Source organism: Frankia sp. CcI156 (assembly GCF_001983015.1).
Lineage (GTDB): Bacteria > Actinomycetota > Actinomycetes > Frankiales > Frankiaceae > Frankia > Frankia casuarinae.
In genome coordinates this window covers 1-16,030 of record NZ_MOMD01000045.1, presented here as the reverse complement: position 1 = coordinate 16,030, position 16,030 = coordinate 1, and the positions used below count along the sequence as shown (strand labels likewise).

Here is a 16,030-nt window from a genome sequence, read left to right as displayed (position 1 = left end):
GGTTGAGCCTGGAAGTCCTTTGGGGGTGCAGTGATTCAGCTGGGTTCGGCGGGGAGGTGGATGGTGCAGGCGGTGTCGAGGGCGTCCTGGGGGCTCCCGTCGGTGAAACCCCGGTGATCAGCCGAACGGGAGACCGGAAATCGGTTCTCATGCTCTCCGCGGTCAGCGCCCAGGGAAAGCTTCATTTCATGCTCCAGCAGGGCGGGTCCGTCGACTCCAAGGTCTTCATAGAATTCTGCCGGAAGCTGCTCCAAGACGACGGTGGAAAGGTCTTCCTCATCGTCGACAACGTCAGTTACCACGATTCGAAGGCTGTCCGTCGGTTCGTCGCAGGAACAGACGGTAGGCTCCGGATTTTCTTTCTCTCGCCTTATGCCCCCGACACCAACCCGGACGAGTGGGTCTGGAACAACGTGAAGACCGCACAGATCGGCCGAAAAATGATGGGTGTAGATCCTTCAGAGTGAGATCGTTGGCTGGATGATCTCGGTTCCCTGGGTTTGGGTTGATCGTGAAAGGGCTCCTTGCCACTACGTTCGCGGGTGTCGAAGCCAGAACGTGACGTGAGCAAGGAGCCTGGGTGTCAGGGTATGAGGTTGGCTCGGAGAGGGTGTCGGCGGGTGCGTTCGCCGGGTCGGACGAGCTGTACGGGGCGTTGCGGGCGGGGCTTGCGGGGGCGGAGACCGCGGGCCTGACCCATGAGGGTCTTGAGGTGTGGTTGGAGGGCCGGGGCCGGGAGCTGCTGCGGTCGCTGTTCCAGGACCATCTTGATCTGCGGTCGGCGCGGGAGGTGCGGCTGGCCGAACCGCCGGCGGGGGTGGACGGGGTGGTCCGTACCCGGGTGGAGAAGGCGCATCGGCGGGCGCTGTCGACGGTGTTCGGCCGGGTGGCGGTGAGCAGGCTGGCCTATCGGGCGCCGGGGCGGCCAACCTGCACCCGGCGGACGGGGTGTTGAACCTGCCGGTGGGGCTGCACTCGCACGGGCTGCGCCGGCTGGTGGCGCTGGAGGCCGCGCGGGGGTCGTTCGACGCCGCGGTCGCCGCGGTCGCCCGGGCGACCGGGGTGAGGGTCGGTAAGCGCCAGCTTGTCGAGCTGGCCCGGTCGGTGGCGGTCGACGTGGCCGGTTTCTACACGGCCCCGGTGTGCGGGCCGGTGCCCGACGGGCTGCTGTTGGTGTTGCAGTTCGACGGGAAAGGTGTGGTGATGCGGCCGGAGGGGCTGCGCCCGGCCACCGCGAAGGCGGCCGCCGCGGGGCGGAAGCTGGCGACACGGCTGTCGCCCGGGGAGAAGAACGGGCGGAAACGGATGGCGGAGTTGGCCGCGGTCCACGACGTCGTCCCGGTCGTGCGTACCCCGGCTGACGTGCTGCCCCCGCCCGGGGTGACCGGGCCCGACGGGCCGAAGGCCACCGGAAAGTGGGTGACGGCCTCGGTCGTCGACGACATCGCCACGGTGGTGGCGGCCGGGTTCGACGAGGCCGAACGGCGCGACCCGACCCACGCCCGGACCTGGATCGTGCTCGTCGACGGCAACAACACCCAGCTCGACGCCGTCACCGCCGAGGCGGCCCACCGCGGCGTCGTCGTCCACATCGTCGTCRATCTCATCCACGTCCTGGAATACCTGTGGAAGGCCGCCTGGTCGTTTTTCACCACCGGGGACCCCGACGCCGAGGCCTGGGTCACCGACAAGGCCCGCAAGGTACTGGAAGGCCGGGCGGGCCAGGTCGCCACCGGCATCCGCCGCCGCGCCACCTACAACGGCTACAACCAGGCCGAACGCAAGGGCGCCGACACCTGCGCCGACTACCTCGACGCCAAGGCACCCTGGCTTGACTACGCCACCGCCCTGGTGGGCGGCTGGCCGATCGCGACCGGTGTCATCGAGGGAGCCTGCCGCCACCTCGTCAAGGACCGGATGGACATCACCGGTGCCCGATGGGGACTCGACGGCGCCGAATCCGTGCTCCTGCTCCGCGCCCTGGTCACCAACGGCGACTTCGACGACTACTGGAAGTACCACATCGCACAGGAACAGCACCGCAACCACCGCAACCAGTACGCCGACAACCGCATACCGCCCTGATCAACTCACTTCACAAGAACTGCACCCAAAAATGATTACATCGGTCTCGGATCTTTACTCCAACGCCCTCACCGCACTTCGCAGGCTCCAGGAGAACTCTGCGCTTGTCATCGGCTTCTTCGGTGACCCCCACCTCGCCTACATCCGCTGGTAGCCGGTCCAGCTACTTTCGTTCTCCTTAGTGTGCGCCCAGCGGGACGGGAGGTGAAGCCGTGAGGTAGCGGTGGATCCTGCTGTTCGTAAGCTCACCGTCGCTTGYCGGTGAAAGTCCGGTCCGGGTAGCTGCCAGGAGGCCCGGTAGCAGGCTGGCGGCTTCGTCTGGAAACGGGCGGGGTCGAAGCCCAGCGTCAAAGGCCCTGTGAGAGGGGGAGCGAGAGYGCGGTCCGTAGCATAAAGCGAAGCCTGCGGCGTCGTGAGGATCCTGCCCTCCGGGGTGGGAAAGGGAGTGCCGAGCCTCTCACTATCGGGGCGAAGGCCACGGAAGCGGCGAAGATCCTGGAATTGCAGCCGTGAGGAACTCCCCGGCGTATGGGGCGCGGAACGTGCTGACAGTGGCGGTGGGAACTGGGGAGGCCCTCCCCGGCCCGGCAGTCTACGGAAAGCTGCCGGAGAACCGTGCCCTATAACCGGAGATCCCGGGAAGTGGGTGGCGGGCCGGGTGGGCGTCGGAGGCGGCCATATTACCGTTCGAGCCGGCCGGACAACATAACCGGCGGTGAGGGAAGGGCCGCTGCTTCGTCGACGCGTGGAGTTGGAAGGAGGGGCTCGGTGAGTGCCATTGCTGCTATTCCCGCCGCTTCGGGATCCCGAGTGGATCCGGTCCGTGTCTTGCAGCACACGCTGTACCGGGCGRCCAAGGCCGATCCCGGGCGGAGGTTCCATGCGCTCTCGGACAAGGTCCACCGTGGGGACGTCCTGGAGCGTGCGTGGGCACTGGTGCGCGCCAACRGGGGCGCGCCGGGCATTGACCGGACCACCATTGCCCAGGTCGAGGAGTACGGGGTGTCCCGTCTTCTCGACGAGCTGGGCGGCGAATTGCGGGAAGGGGGGTACCGTCCTTTGCCTGTGCGCCGGGTAGAAATTCCCAAGCCGGGGGACAAGGGTGCGTCCCGGCCGCTGTCGATCCCTGCCGTCCGCGACCGTGTGGTGCAGACCGCCGTGAAGATCGTGCTCGAGCCGGTCTTCGAGGCGGACATGGCCGGGTGCTCGTTCGGGTTCCGCCCGCGGCGCTCGGCTCATGACGCACTGCAAGTGCTGGTGGATGCGTGCGGGAAGGGCCGTCGGTGGGTGGTGGAGACGGATATCGCTGATTGCTTTACGGCGATCCCGTTCGAAGGGTTGATGCAGACGATCGAGGAACGGGTCTGCGACCAGGCGATGCTCAGGTTGGTGCGTGCTGTCCTGCGTGCCGGCGTGATGCGCGACGGCGAGGTCCGGAGGCCGGTCAGCGGAATGTCCCAGGGCGGGCCGCTGTCCCCATTACTCTGTAACGTCTACCTGAACCGGCTTGACCGGGAATGGGACGACGGGGACGGGATGATGGTCCGGTTCGCGGACGATATCGTCGTGATGTGCTGGTCGGAGGATCAGGCGGTGCGGGCGATGGATTGTCTGGTCCGGTTGCTCGCTGATCTGGGGCTGGAGACCAAGGCAGCCAAGACCCGTATCGTTCACCTACAGGTGGGAGGGGATGGTCTTGAGYTCCTGGGCTTCCATCACCGCCTGGTGCTGTCGCGGGGTGACCGGGGCAGACGGAGGGTGGCGTTTCTTGCGCGCTGGCCCTCGGACAGGGCCATGCAGCATGCTCGGGATCGGATTCGGGAGATTACGGGACGGTCCAGGCTGCTGCTTAAGCCAGAGGCGGTCGTGCGGGAACTGAACCTGTTCCTGCGTGGCTGGGCCGGATATTTCCGCTACGGATATTCGGCACGGCGCCTTGCTATGATCAGGCGGTTCGCGCAGGTACGGCTGGCTCGGTTTGTTCGGGCCAGACACCGGCGCAGCATGGGCTTCGGCTGGCGGGTGCTGATACGCTCCCGGCCGGTGGACCTCGGCCTGGTCAGCCTGTCTGGGATTGTCGTCACTCCCAGGGCCGGAAAGCTCTGGCGGGAGAGACCGAATGCCGGCGGTGAACGGCGTCGGTAAGCCGTGTGTGGGAGAACCACATGCACGGATTGACGGGGGGCGGCTGGAGACGGAGCATGSTATGGACGGCCGGGATGAGAAACGGGCGGGAAACCGCGCGGACAAAGGTACCGGACCACGCGCCTAAAGCGAGATGCCACCGCGCCAGTCGCCTACCCTACACCGGCCGTGCAAAACCGATCGCATCACCCGACTTCCCTGGACACCGACGGTACGCACCAACCAGCGAACCGACCTTTCCTTATCCTGGGCGGCCCGGCCTACGACGCCCTGATCGCCTTCACCGCGGCCGAACATCAGGCGACTCTGATGAGTCTCGACCAGCGAGCCGCCGCCACCTACGAAGCCATCGGAATCACCGTGGGCCAGCTCGCCTCGTGATGACCGGCCGGCCCGGGTATCCGGCCGTGGTCGGGCAGAGCGGTGCGGATGAGGACCGGAAGATGTCTGGCGTGGGGCCCTACAGGTTCGCCGGCCGGCGCCGAAGGGTCGGTGGCCACGATCCCGGCATCGGCCGCGACCATCATGACCCACAACACCATGATCCAGCGACATCACGAATTAAAGATCAGTAGCGGCGGCCGCGGAAGGTACGCCGCAGGTCGTCGACCCATTGAGCGGGGATTTCCCAGGGAATGAAGTGGCCGCCGTGGTCGTGGGCGTTGAGGTTGACGTGGTTGTACCAGGCGGCGCGGTCGGAGTCGAGGAAGTTCTGAACCCGCTGGTCGGTACTGACGCCGGGTGGGTTTTCATAGCCGACGAAGGTGATGCCGGTGGGCGCCTCGATGGCTGGCTGCCGGTCGTGGGACGGGGTCCACGGGTAGCGGTTGTTGTTGGCGTAGGTGCGGATCGAGGTACCGATCGCGTTGGTCACCCAGAAGATCATGGCATGGGTGAGCAGGTCGTCTTTGGTGAAGACGGTCTCGATGTCGCCGCCGTTGTCGCTCCACTTCACCCAGCGTTCGAGTATCCARGCGAGCATCCCGGCCGGGGAGTCGGACAGCCCGTAGGCGAGCGTGCTCGGGGCGAGCACGTGCGCGGCGAGGTGGACGGCGAAGCGCCTCTCCACGGCGACGATCTGGGCGTGGATGTCGTCAGGAAGGCCGTCGGGGATGGGCCGGCCGCCGCTGAGGTCCCAGGCCCGGTCGCCGTTGAACAGGGTGAGCTTCAGGCCGGAGCCAATGTGGATGGCGTACAGCTCGTCGGCGTACTTGTGCCCAAGCTGGCCGGTAACCAGGGCTCCGACGTCGCAGCCGGCGGCGGCGTACCTGTCGTAGCCGAGGGTCTGAGTCATGAGGGTGTGCCAGAGGTCGGCGACCTTCCAGAAGTTCAGGTCCGGGTTGTTCGGCAGCGGTACGGAGAACCCGAAGCCGGGAAACGAGGGGATGATCACATCGAATGCTTCGGTGGGATCGCCGCCGTACGCGCCGGGGTCGGCCAGCGGATCGATGACCCTGGACCAGTGCCAGAACGTCCAGGGCCAGCCATGGGTGAGGATCAGGGGGGTCGGATCGGGGCCGACTCCGGCCTTGCGCATGAAGTGCACCGGCACGCCTTCGACCTCGACCTGGTAGTGCTCGTAGGCGTTGATGGCGRCTTCGGACTTGCGCCAGTCGTAGCCGGTGCGCCAGTAGTCGACAAGTTCTTGCAGGTAGGCGCGGTTCACGCCGTAATACCAGTCCTCGTTGCCCGCATCGAGCGGCCAGCGAGTCAACTCCAGGCGCCGCTGGAGGTCGGCGAGCACGTCGTCGGGCACGTGAATCGGCGTCGGCTTCAGTGGGAACGGCCGGGTCTCGACGGCGTGCGACGGCGTGGTTTCGTGGCTCATCGTCGTCTCCTTGTTGTCGTCTCGTCATCATCGTCTTCGCATCATCGTCTTCCTACCGCCGGTCGACGTAACCGGTGAGCCGGTCGACGTATCGGGTGAGTCCGGCTCGGCCGGAACGACATCGCCGCGTGGGGATCGGGCGGGCGTGACCCGGGTAGGAGATGGCTATGTGGACATGGCTACGAGGGATGGCGGCGCGCCGCCGGGCCCATTCCCGTTCCGGGTCCGGGTCCGTGGACAGTTCGGCCTGGAACCCGTCCGGCTGGTGGTGGTGTCTCGACCACGGACGCGCGGAGAACCCGCCGGATGCGCCCGGTCATCGGCGCCTGGGTCCCTACGGCAGTGCCTCGGACGCCGAGAACTGGCGGCAGGGGTTGGACAGGCGCAACGAGGAATGGGACGAAGCGGACCGCCGATGGGCCGGGRACCGCTGACGGTGGTGCTGCCGGCAMGGTCCGGTGGTCCTGTCGCCGGACCCGTACGGCCGTGAAGAGCGGCCGCCTCTGCCCGCGCTACCGCACCTCCGAGGACATCATCTGATTGGCCTGCGCATAGGGTGTCGCCTCGGCGGCGCATGAGAACGTACCTTCTTCGTGGATCTCCCGGGCCGCGCGCAGCACGGCCGCGAGAGCGATACGCGGCAGGAGGGAGCCGAAACTGATGCGKCGGACACCGAGCAGGCCCAGTTCGGTCACCGACGGGAACGGGGGCGGGCCCACCAGGACGTTCACCGGGCCCTGGACCCGCTTACAGACCTCGCGGATGGAGTCCGGGCCCAGCAGGCCCGGGGCGTAAAGCACATCGGCGCCGGCCGCCGCGTACGCCTGAAGGCGACGTATCGTATCTTCGAGATCGGGGTGGCCGTAGAGAAAGTTTTCGGCGCGTGCCGTGATGACGAAGGGGAAGGGCAGGCTTCGCGCGGCGGCGACCGCGTGGCCGACTCGTGCGACGGCGTCATCCAAGGCCAGGATCGGCGCCTGCGGTATTCCGGTGGCGTCCTCGATGGACCCCCCGACGGCTCCAGCCTCGGCGGCCAGCAGAACGGTCTTCTCGACGTCCCTGGGTGTCTGCGCGAAGCAGCTCTCGAGGTCGGCGGAGACCGGTAGCGGGGTTGCGGCGGCGATCGCACGGACGTTGGCAAAAGTCAGCGTGCGGTCGATCAGGTTCGCGCCGTCGRCCACACCGTGGCTGAAGGCCAGCCCGGCACTTGTGGTTCCGATGGCGACAAAGCCGGCCTGCGTCAGCAGGCGCGCGGTTCCGGCGTCCCAGGCATTTGCCATGACAAACGGACTGGCCTGCTCGTGTAGCTCACGGAATATCACCGCTTTGCGATGTTGCGCGGTCGTGTTGTCGTCCATCACATCAACTTTCCTGGGGGCAGTTGGGGCACCGGCGTGGATAGATGAGTTCTACGCGCTGGTCGACGGCCGGTGATGCGTCGCGGGTAGCGTCATCTTCGCAGGTGTCGCCTGMGGGTTTCGGCGCAACGCCGACATCAACGCGCCGCCCAGAATATTGCCGCAGGACGTGCGGTGAACGCGCGGGGAGGCATGGCATCGGCTGTGCCGACGAACCGCGAACCTCACCACCACGCCCCCTTTGGTGGGTGCGTAGGAGTCGGGATGCCCACCTTTCAGAGCGGGGAGGACGTCAGTCGCCAGCCCGGGACGCCCGCGGTGAGGGACGGTGGTTCTATGACCGACGACGACGATGACTGGGCCCCGCCGCCCGTGCCCCACGGCGACGGAGACCCGATAGCAGCCGCGGGCGAGGCGCTCAACGAAGCGKAGACCGCCCTGCGGACCTACGCCTGGATACCGGACGCGGACGAGGTCGATGCTGCCGCCGCCATCCTCCACCAGCTGGATTCCGGGCAGCATCGACCTGACGCCCCGGCCCGGTACCTCGTCCACCGGGCGCTGGACGAGACGTACCCGCAGCTGATCGCCTGGCGGCCCCGACCGCTGTACCTGTATGCGGCGGTGAAAACCGTGCAGCTTCTCGCCGCGGCACCGCCCACCCAGGAGCGTGACGATGYCACCCTCGTCGCCTGGGACCGCCTGACCGTCCTGCTCCGCGTCGTGTCCGCCACCGCGGGTGGCAGTAGCTGACATCTGCCCGGATCCGACATCTGCCCGGACCTGACACCTGCGCGACACCTGCCCGACACCTGCCCGCGCCGTCCCACCCGCACCCGGTGGCCGGCGACTGATCCGGAGGTGGCAGCCGCGATCGCCGAAGAAATAAGCTACATCGGCCCCCACCGCGGCGAGTCCGGAGGAGATGGTCGCGTTGCGTTTGGAGAGGTTGGCCCCGAAGTTGGCCCCGAAGTTGGCTCCTAGGTTGGCCCCGTGGACGGCGAGCCGGGCCGTCCGGAACCGGTCGGCGACCGCGTGCCCGGGTTGTCCGGAGCGTCACCGAGCCCCGCGCGCGAGGAGACCCGATATGGCGATCATGCTGGTCGGTGGGGTGCCGCTGCCGACAGCCCCGGCCCGGCGAGGACCCCGGTGGAGCGGGCGTTCAGGGCATACCTTGATACCCAGATGAAACAGACGCGAAGCGGAGTATCGGTGACTGACTCGACCATCATCTATACACACACTGACGAGGCTCCGGCCCTGGYGACGTACTCGTTCCTGCCCGTGGTCCAGGCGTACGCCGCGACGGCCGGGGTTAGTGTCGACAGCCGCGACATCTCCCTGGCGGGGCGGATCATCGCCAGTTTCCCCGAGGATCTCGAGGAGGCCCAGCGCATCGAGGACGCGCTCGCCGAGCTCGGTGAGCTGGCCAGGACGCCCGAGGCGAACATCATCAAGCTGCCGAACATCTCGGCTTCGATTCCGCAGCTGAAGGCGGCGATCGTCGAGCTGCAGAAGCGGGGCTATGCGCTGCCGGACTACCCGGACGACCCGAAGACCGACGAGGAGCGGGAGATCCGCGCCCGTTATGACAAGGTGAAGGGCAGCGCCGTCAACCCGGTGCTGCGCGAGGGCAACTCCGACCGCCGCGCCCCGGCCTCGGTGAAGAACTACGCCCGGACCCACCCGCACCGGATGGGCGCGTGGACACCCGACTCGAAGACGAACGTCGCCACGATGGGCGCCGGCGACTTCCGCTCCACCGAGAAGTCCACGATCATCGCCGCGGCCGGCACGCTGCGCATCGAGCTTGCGGGTGACGACGGCAGCACCACCGTCCTGCTCCCGTCCCTGCCGGTGCTGGCGGGCGAGGTAGTGGACGCGGCCGTCCTGCGGGTGGCCGCGCTGCGCGAGTTCCTCACCGCGCAGATCGCCCGGGCCAAGGCCGAGGGCGTGCTGTTTTCGGTGCACCTGAAGGCCACGATGATGAAGGTCTCCGACCCGATCATCTTCGGCCACGTGGTACGGGCCTTCTTCCCGAAGACGTTCGCCACCCACGGCGCGACGCTCGCCGCGGCCGGCCTGTCCCCGAACGACGGGCTCGGCGGTATCCTCAAGGGCCTGGAATCGCTGCCCGAGGGCGCGCAGATCAAGGCCTCCTTCGCCGCGGAGCTCGCCGAGGGCCCCGCCCTGGCAATGGTCGACTCCGACCGCGGCATCACCAACCTGCACGTGCCCAGCGACGTCATCGTCGACGCCTCCATGCCGGCCATGATCCRTACCTCCGGCCACATGTGGGGCCCGGACGGCCGGGAGGCGGACACCCTGGCGGTCCTGCCCGACTCGAGCTACGCCGGCATCTACCAGGTCGCCATCGACGACTGCCGGGCGCACGGCGCCTACGACCCCGCGACGATGGGCTCGGTGGCCAACGTCGGCCTGATGGCGCAGAAGGCCGAGGAGTACGGCAGCCACGACAAGACCTTCGAGATCCCCACCACGGGCACGGTGCGGATCGTCGACCAGGCCGGCACCGTGGTGCTGGAGCAGGCGGTCGCCGCCGGCGACATCTTTCGCGCCTGCCAGACCAAGGACGCGCCGATCCGGGACTGGGTGAAGCTCGCCGTCGCGCGCGCCCGCGCCACCGGTGACCCGGCGGTGTTCTGGCTCGACGAGAACMGCGCCCACGACGCGAGGCTGATCGAGAAGGTCCGGGCGTATCTGCCCGGGCACGACACCTCCGGGCTGCGGATCGAGATCAAGGCTCCGGTCGACGCGATCGCGTTCTCACTGGAGCGGATCCGCCGCGGCGAGAACACGATCTCAGTCACCGGCAACGTGCTGCGTGACTATCTGACCGACCTGTTCCCGATCCTGGAGCTCGGCACGAGTGCCAAGATGCTCTCGATCGTCCCGCTCATGAACGGTGGCGGCCTGTTCGAGACCGGCGCCGGCGGCTCCGCGCCCAAGCACGTCCAGCAGCTGCTCAGGGAGAACTACCTGCGCTGGGACAGCCTGGGCGAGTTCCTGGCGCTCGCGGCCAGCTTCGAGCAGTTCGCGCGGACGACGGGCAACGCGCGTGCCCAGGTGCTCGCCGACACCCTCGACCGCGCGACCGCCACCTTCCTCAACGAGGACAAGTCGCCCAGCCGCCGGCTGGGTGGCCTCGACAACCGCGGCAGCCATTTCTACCTGGCGCTCTACTGGGCGCAGGAGCTGGCCGCGCAGATCGGCGACCCCCGTCTCGCGGAGGCGTTCGCCGGTCTCGCCAAGACGCTCGCCGACCAGGAGAAGGCGATCGTCGACGAACTGATCGCGGTCCAGGGCTCGCCTGCCGACATCGGGGGGTACTACCAGCCCGACCCCGTCAAGGCCGCGGCCGTCATGCGTCCGTCGAAGATCTTCAACGAGGCCATCGCCAGCCTCGGCTGACGAGACCCGAGCGAGGGTCCCACGCCAAGGAGGGGGATCCCACGCGATAACGCGATGAGAGGAGGGCCCCGGCCTCCGGGTCCGGACCCGGACCCGGGGCCCTCCCGTCGTCGGCAGCGGCCATGCCGTGACTCCGTGTAGCGCAATGGCCTCCATCTGCCGCGGCGGAACTTCGCTCCAACGATGAACCGGCATATGGATTGTTATTCCGTCATCAACATGTCTGTTGAGGTTCATGGGCGGCGCCTAGCGTCAGCCGGGTAGTTGAGCGATTTTCCGGGCCAGTCAGTGATATTGAGCAGGGTTTCGGGCTGGTCGGTGATGACGACGCGCTGGAGTTGATCAGGTCCCGGTTGCCGGGCCTGTCGCCGGCGGAGCGGCGGGTCGCCGATGCGGTCCTGCCGGCGCCGCTGAAGGTCCTGGACATCTCGTGACCCGGACCGGCCGGGCCCTGATCTGACGCGTCCCCGCCGCCGGGCGATGCGGGCGAACGCCGCGGCCCGGCCGCCACAGCCCGGCCGCCGCGGCGGCGAGCAGGCAGCAGGCACCGGCTCCCGCCAGGGCCATCCAGGGGACCCAGCCACCCGGAGGATTCCACTGCGACGAGCCCAGGAACCAGGCCGGTCCATAGCTGCCCACGGCGCTGCGCTGCCAGTCCGTCCACAGGCCGACGGCATGCACCGCGACCACCGCCATGACGGCGACGGCGGGCCCCGCCCGGCGCAGGGTCGCGGGGATACGCGCGGCCCGCCGGGTCAGGATCTCCCCGGCCGCCAGGGGTACCAGCACCGCGATCGGCAGCAGGTACCGCCCGTAAACCGGGAAGCGCGTCTGCCGCAGRACCAGCACGTCGAGCACCACCGCCACCGCCACCACGCCGATCAGCACCGCGCCGAGGCGGATCCGCTGCCGCCAGGTTCCCACGACGAACGCCGCACCGAGCAGGACCARCAGGCACGCGCCCCACGTCCAGTAGGCGAACGAGGGCATCCGCAGGCTCGCCCAGCCGAACACCCCGACCCACTGCCGTGCCCAGGCGGGCGCGTCGGACGACAGCTGCCGCAGCCCCTGCTCCGCGAGCTCACGGCGTATCCCCGGGTGTGGCTGCACGCGCCTCTCCCAGACCGCGGTCGCGACGACCCCGGCCACGGCGAGGGCGATCCACGGAACCGAGAGCCACCCGACCAGCCGGTGCCKCCGGGGCCCCTCCGTTGGCTGGGTCCCTTCTGTTGACCGGGGCCGCTCGACCGGCCGGGGCTGCTCGACGGCGGGTACCGCATCGACGGCCCGCGCCCGCGCGCGGGGGGCCGCGAGACCGGCGGCGATCATCGGGGTGAGCAGCACCCACAGGGGACCGGACGGCCGGGACAACGCCACCAGCGCGGCGACGAGGCCGAGGGCGGGCCAGATCCACCTCGGCGGCGCGCCCGGTCGACCGAGTCGCAGCGCCAGGGTGAACAACGCGGTCGCGCCCGCGATCTCCATCCCGTTCGTGCCGAGGACGGAACCCAGGAACAACGCCATCGGCGAGACCGCCAGCAGCACGCCGCCGACCGAGAGCAGTCCGGCGCGGGAATCCCAGGAGGCGAAGATAATGATCGTCAACAGCGTCACCACGATGGCAGCCGAGGTCGCCCGCCCGGCGTAGAGCGCGCCGTCCGCCGTGTGCGTGTGGATCATCACGGCACCCTCGACCGCGTAGAGATAGGGCTCATAGGTGCCCACGTAACTGAGGGCCCGCGTCGCCGGCGGCCGGGGGCGCGGACGGTCGAGGCACGCGACGGACACCCAGTCGCGGAAGAGGTCGCAGGGCAACCCCGCCGCGCCAGGGTTGAGCCCGGCGGGCAGGGCGAAGACGCGGCTGTTGCGATTGATCCAGTCGATCCGTTCGGCGCGGCCCGGTCCGTTGCCGAACGACGGATGTGCCAGCCTGCCGGGTGTTCCCGTCCATTGTCCGGTGCCCGCGCCGACCGCCTTCACGAAGTGGGCGGGCTCGTCGGGGCCGAACCCCGGCGGGTTGGTGGCGACCCAGGCCGCGACGAGCAGGAGGAACCCCGCGACGAGAAGCCGGGGAGGCAGCCGGGACGCACCCGGGGACCGGTCGGCCGTGCCACGCAGCCGGCCCCGCCGGCCCGGCCAGCCCGGCCGGCCCCGCCGGCCCGGCCAGCCCGGCCGGCCCCGCCAGCCCGGCCAGCTACTTCGGCCACTCCGGTGATGCGCGGCACTGCCGGGACGGTCCGTCGCCGAACGGCACTCCGGTCCACCGGCCATGACTCCCCCGTCGCGCCCCGACGTCCGATGGTTCCCTCGCCCCATCGCACCCTGTCACGCTTATCTAACTCCACTGCATGATTGGCGGATTGGCGGGACCGGGCCGATCGTCCGCGGGTCGCCACCAGGGCCCGCCGGGCGGAACGGCGAGGCGGCGGGGCGGCGGGGCGGCGGGGCGGAGCGGAACTCAGCCGGCGCCGGGCACCGTGACGTTCTTCTCCGTGAAGCCGAAACCGGCCTGTCCGGCGGTCTGCTGGAAAGCGGTGAAGAGGTTCTCCTCGGAGTTGATGTCGGCATCCGTCGCGGTGCCGTTCTTCAACTTCCCGGTGAGGGTGTTGAACTTGTCGCTGATTGACTGCACCGCGTTGCACAGTGACGGGTTGGCCAGGGCGAACTTCTTGGCGACCTTGAGTTCGTGGACGGTGAACACGCCGGCGACCGCGGCCTTGGCGTAGGTACGTTTCCGTTTCGGGGCTCCGGATCGGAAGCCGCCGTTCTTCGCCGGCTTGTAGATGTACCGGTGGAAGGCCCCGAGCGCGAGGCCCGCGTGCACCGCGAACCGCGTCTTGGCGAAGGCCCTGCTGTTGCCGCCCGTCGGGCAGGCACCGCTGTACTCGGAGTCGTCGTCGGTGCCCGTCGAGCTGGATGCCGTGGCGCCCTGCACGGTCTTGGAGCCGCCGTTCGAGGAGTTGCACGCCCCGAGCAGCACGGCCGGGAGCAGCGCCACCAGCAGGACGATTCCCCATCGTGATGCGCGGCCCGCCGGTCTGGCGATCATCGAAGACATCCACTACCTACTTTCGACAGCGTTCGCCGGCATCGCGGATGTCCGGCGAACGATCTACGGCGTTACGCGTGCGATGGGTGACTCTAGACGAGTAGGCCCTGGATCGGAGCGGATGGGGCAAACGGGCAGGTGGGCAGGCAGGCAGACGGGCAGGCAGGCAGACGGGCAGGTGGGCAGGCAGGCAGACGGCGGCACAACGGGGTTTCGGGTCAGCGTTCGCTGCCGGTGACCGGCGTGCTGCGGGCCTCGGCCGGGACGGACCGGGCCGCGGGGTGGACCCGCCCGGCCGGCCCCGCGGCGAAGGCCTGCAGCAGGGTGGTGGTGACCTGGGTGACGAACCGCTGCACCGGCTCCCCATGGGCGCCCGGCCCGCAGACATCGAGCAGGGCGCACACCCACGCGCTGGTGCCGGCGTCGAAGACACCGGCCCCGGACGGCGCCGTGTAGTAGCTGACGTCGGAGTAGTCGGCCTGACCGTGGCAGGCCACCGGCGAGTGGGCCAGCACTTCGATCATCTGTGGCGTCGGCCGGTTGGGATCGACGCGATCATATTCGGACCCGATCATGCCCGGGATCCGGCTGCCCGCCGCCAGCCCCGTGYCGGCCAGCAGCCAGTGACCGGGGTTGGTCACCACCAGATCGGCGTGCACCGGGTTGCACTGGTACATGCCGCCGGTGAGCGAGCTCTCCGGGTCGGCGTTCGGCGGCGACGGCCAGTTCGCGGTGATCTGGCTGTTGTCCCGCCCGTACAGGGGGTCCTCGTTGGCGACCTTGTAGCCCGTTTCCAGCCGGTCGGGCCCATGGGGCGTGGGCGCGAGCCGGATCCGGCGGTATACGGCGTTGGCGCCGAGGAAGGCGATGTTCGCCCCGGCGTCCCGGGCGGCGGTCAGCGTCGCCCGCATCCGCGGCGAGTAGTACTCGTCGTGCCCCAGCGAGATCACCGCGCGGGCACCGTCGAACAGCCGCGGCTCGGCATGCAGGTCGATGTCGGTGGCATAGGCGAGCGGCAGGCCGAGCCGCTCTGCCAGCGTCACCAGGGGCGCCTCGTTCCCGGTGAAGTCCGCGGCACCGTCGCCGTAGCCGTAGGGCCGGTCGAACGAGACGACGCGGGCGCGGTCGGCGAAACCCCGCAGCCCGTGGTAAAGGCTGTAGCCTCCCCAGGCGTTGTACGCCTGCCAGGTGGTGACCGAGTTGAGGATCACGATCCTGCCCTGCGCGGACGGGCTGCGCACCGTCAACGGCACGTACGACTGGAATCCGTTGCTGCTGTCGAGGCGGAACAGGTAGTCGCCCGGCGGCCACGTCGCCGTGTCGAAGGTCACGGTCGGGGCCCACGACGCGGCCGACACGGTGTTCGTCGTCGCGTTCATCGCCGCCGACGGCTGGACCCGGCCGGGCAGCTCCTCCCGCCGGGTGATGAGCCGGCAGGTGTGGCCGCCGTACCAGCCGATCCGGAACACCGAGACGGCGAGCCGGCTCGCCGTGGTGGAGGCGAACAACCGTACGGGCTGACCGGGGTCGACGCCGACCCGGTCCAGCCAGCCCTCGACCGCGTGGCCCTCGCCGAGCCGGGCCAGCCCGCAGTCGGCGCCGGGCCGGGCGTTTTCGGCCTTGACGTCGAACCCGGCGGGCGTGTCCGGCTCCGTGGGTCTCCCGGACCCGCCCGACGCGTCGGTACCGGCCGACGGCCGGTTACCCGCCGCGGGCGATGAGCCGTCACAACCGGTGCCGACCAGCCCGATCAGGCCGACCAGCGCGACGGCCGTCAACGCGACACGGGGTGACACGGGACGGGATCGCACGGCGCCCGACCGGACGATGCCCGACCGGACGATGCCGGAGGGGACGATGCGGCCGCCGGTCGGGCGCCTGTCCTGCCGCGACCACCACGTAACCCGCAGTCCCGACGCAATCTGCGATCGCAAGCCGCCCCCGTCCCTACCCGATCTTCACCTCGCTCCCGTGCCGGATCGCTATCCGATCGACCTGATGGCTCAGTGCGAGGATGTGGCGGGTCAACCGTAGCCGCAGGCCCGGGGGACCCGCCCAGCGCGCTGTGACCCTGTCCTGCGTCGTGACCCTGTCCTGCGTCGTGACCTGCGCTGCGTCGTGACCTGCGCTGCG

At 69.2% G+C, this 16,030-nt stretch carries 12 protein-coding genes and 1 pseudogene; 7 read left to right on the top strand and 6 right to left on the bottom strand.

Going from position 1 to position 16,030, the window contains the following annotated elements; translation table 11 throughout:
- From CcI156_RS16600 to CcI156_RS16580, 5 genes and pseudogenes are all read left to right on the top strand, one after another.
- Window positions 1-467 (top strand): transposase (locus CcI156_RS16600; RefSeq protein WP_175637608.1); only part of this gene is annotated, 467 nt, incomplete at its 5' end.
- 143 nt (window positions 468-610) lie between these two features.
- Window positions 611-2,085, top strand: a pseudogene (locus tag CcI156_RS16590) (ISKra4 family transposase).
- A gap of 31 nt (window positions 2,086-2,116) precedes the next feature.
- On the top strand, window positions 2,117-2,239 hold the full coding sequence (locus CcI156_RS27420) for a hypothetical protein (protein WP_255361210.1): 123 nt from the start codon (window positions 2,117-2,119) through the stop codon (window positions 2,237-2,239).
- Between the two features lie 614 nt (window positions 2,240-2,853).
- On the top strand, window positions 2,854-4,230 hold the full coding sequence (gene ltrA, locus CcI156_RS16585; protein ID WP_076806702.1) for a group II intron reverse transcriptase/maturase: 1,377 nt from the start codon (window positions 2,854-2,856) through the stop codon (window positions 4,228-4,230).
- A 168-nt stretch (window positions 4,231-4,398) separates the two neighbouring features.
- Complete coding sequence (locus CcI156_RS16580) at window positions 4,399-4,611, top strand: hypothetical protein (protein WP_011436614.1); 213 nt, start codon at window positions 4,399-4,401, stop codon at window positions 4,609-4,611.
- A 187-nt stretch (window positions 4,612-4,798) separates the two neighbouring features.
- Here CcI156_RS16580 and CcI156_RS16575 read toward each other — a convergent pair whose 3' ends face one another.
- Both CcI156_RS16575 and CcI156_RS16565 read right to left on the bottom strand, forming a co-directional pair.
- Window positions 4,799-6,058: an epoxide hydrolase family protein gene (locus CcI156_RS16575; RefSeq protein ID WP_076806700.1), complete on the bottom strand. Its 1,260-nt coding sequence runs from the start codon at window positions 6,056-6,058 to the stop codon at window positions 4,799-4,801.
- Window positions 6,059-6,570: 512 nt separating this feature from the next.
- Window positions 6,571-7,416, bottom strand: a complete 846-nt coding sequence (locus CcI156_RS16565) for an isocitrate lyase/phosphoenolpyruvate mutase family protein (protein ID WP_076806698.1) — start codon at window positions 7,414-7,416, stop codon at window positions 6,571-6,573.
- 336 nt (window positions 7,417-7,752) lie between these two features.
- Here CcI156_RS16565 and CcI156_RS16560 point away from each other — a divergent pair, with 336 nt between their 5' ends.
- Together CcI156_RS16560 and CcI156_RS16555 are read left to right on the top strand one after the other, a co-directional pair.
- Window positions 7,753-8,169 (top strand): hypothetical protein, encoded by a 417-nt coding sequence (locus CcI156_RS16560; protein ID WP_076806695.1) that lies wholly within the window; start codon window positions 7,753-7,755, stop codon window positions 8,167-8,169.
- 459 nt (window positions 8,170-8,628) lie between these two features.
- Complete coding sequence (locus CcI156_RS16555; RefSeq protein ID WP_076806693.1) at window positions 8,629-10,848, top strand: NADP-dependent isocitrate dehydrogenase; 2,220 nt, start codon at window positions 8,629-8,631, stop codon at window positions 10,846-10,848.
- Between the two features lie 342 nt (window positions 10,849-11,190).
- On the opposite strand, the gene CcI156_RS16550 is transcribed toward CcI156_RS16555, so the two are convergent.
- From CcI156_RS16550 to CcI156_RS26280, 4 genes are all read right to left on the bottom strand, one after another.
- The gene (locus tag CcI156_RS16550) at window positions 11,191-13,119 is read right to left on the bottom strand and encodes a DUF2142 domain-containing protein (RefSeq protein WP_023841449.1); all 1,929 of its coding nucleotides are present in this window, start codon (window positions 13,117-13,119) and stop codon (window positions 11,191-11,193) included.
- Window positions 13,120-13,306: 187 nt separating this feature from the next.
- Window positions 13,307-13,897 carry a hypothetical protein gene (locus tag CcI156_RS16545; RefSeq protein ID WP_232235147.1) on the bottom strand — a complete coding sequence of 197 codons (591 nt, stop codon included), beginning with the start codon at window positions 13,895-13,897 and terminating at the stop codon, window positions 13,307-13,309.
- A 218-nt stretch (window positions 13,898-14,115) separates the two neighbouring features.
- Window positions 14,116-15,693: a N,N-dimethylformamidase beta subunit family domain-containing protein gene (locus CcI156_RS16540; RefSeq protein WP_254847472.1), complete on the bottom strand. Its 1,578-nt coding sequence runs from the start codon at window positions 15,691-15,693 to the stop codon at window positions 14,116-14,118.
- A 151-nt stretch (window positions 15,694-15,844) separates the two neighbouring features.
- Window positions 15,845-16,030, bottom strand: a 186-nt coding sequence (locus CcI156_RS26280) for a hypothetical protein (RefSeq protein ID WP_217697713.1), incomplete at its 5' end; no start/stop codon positions are given.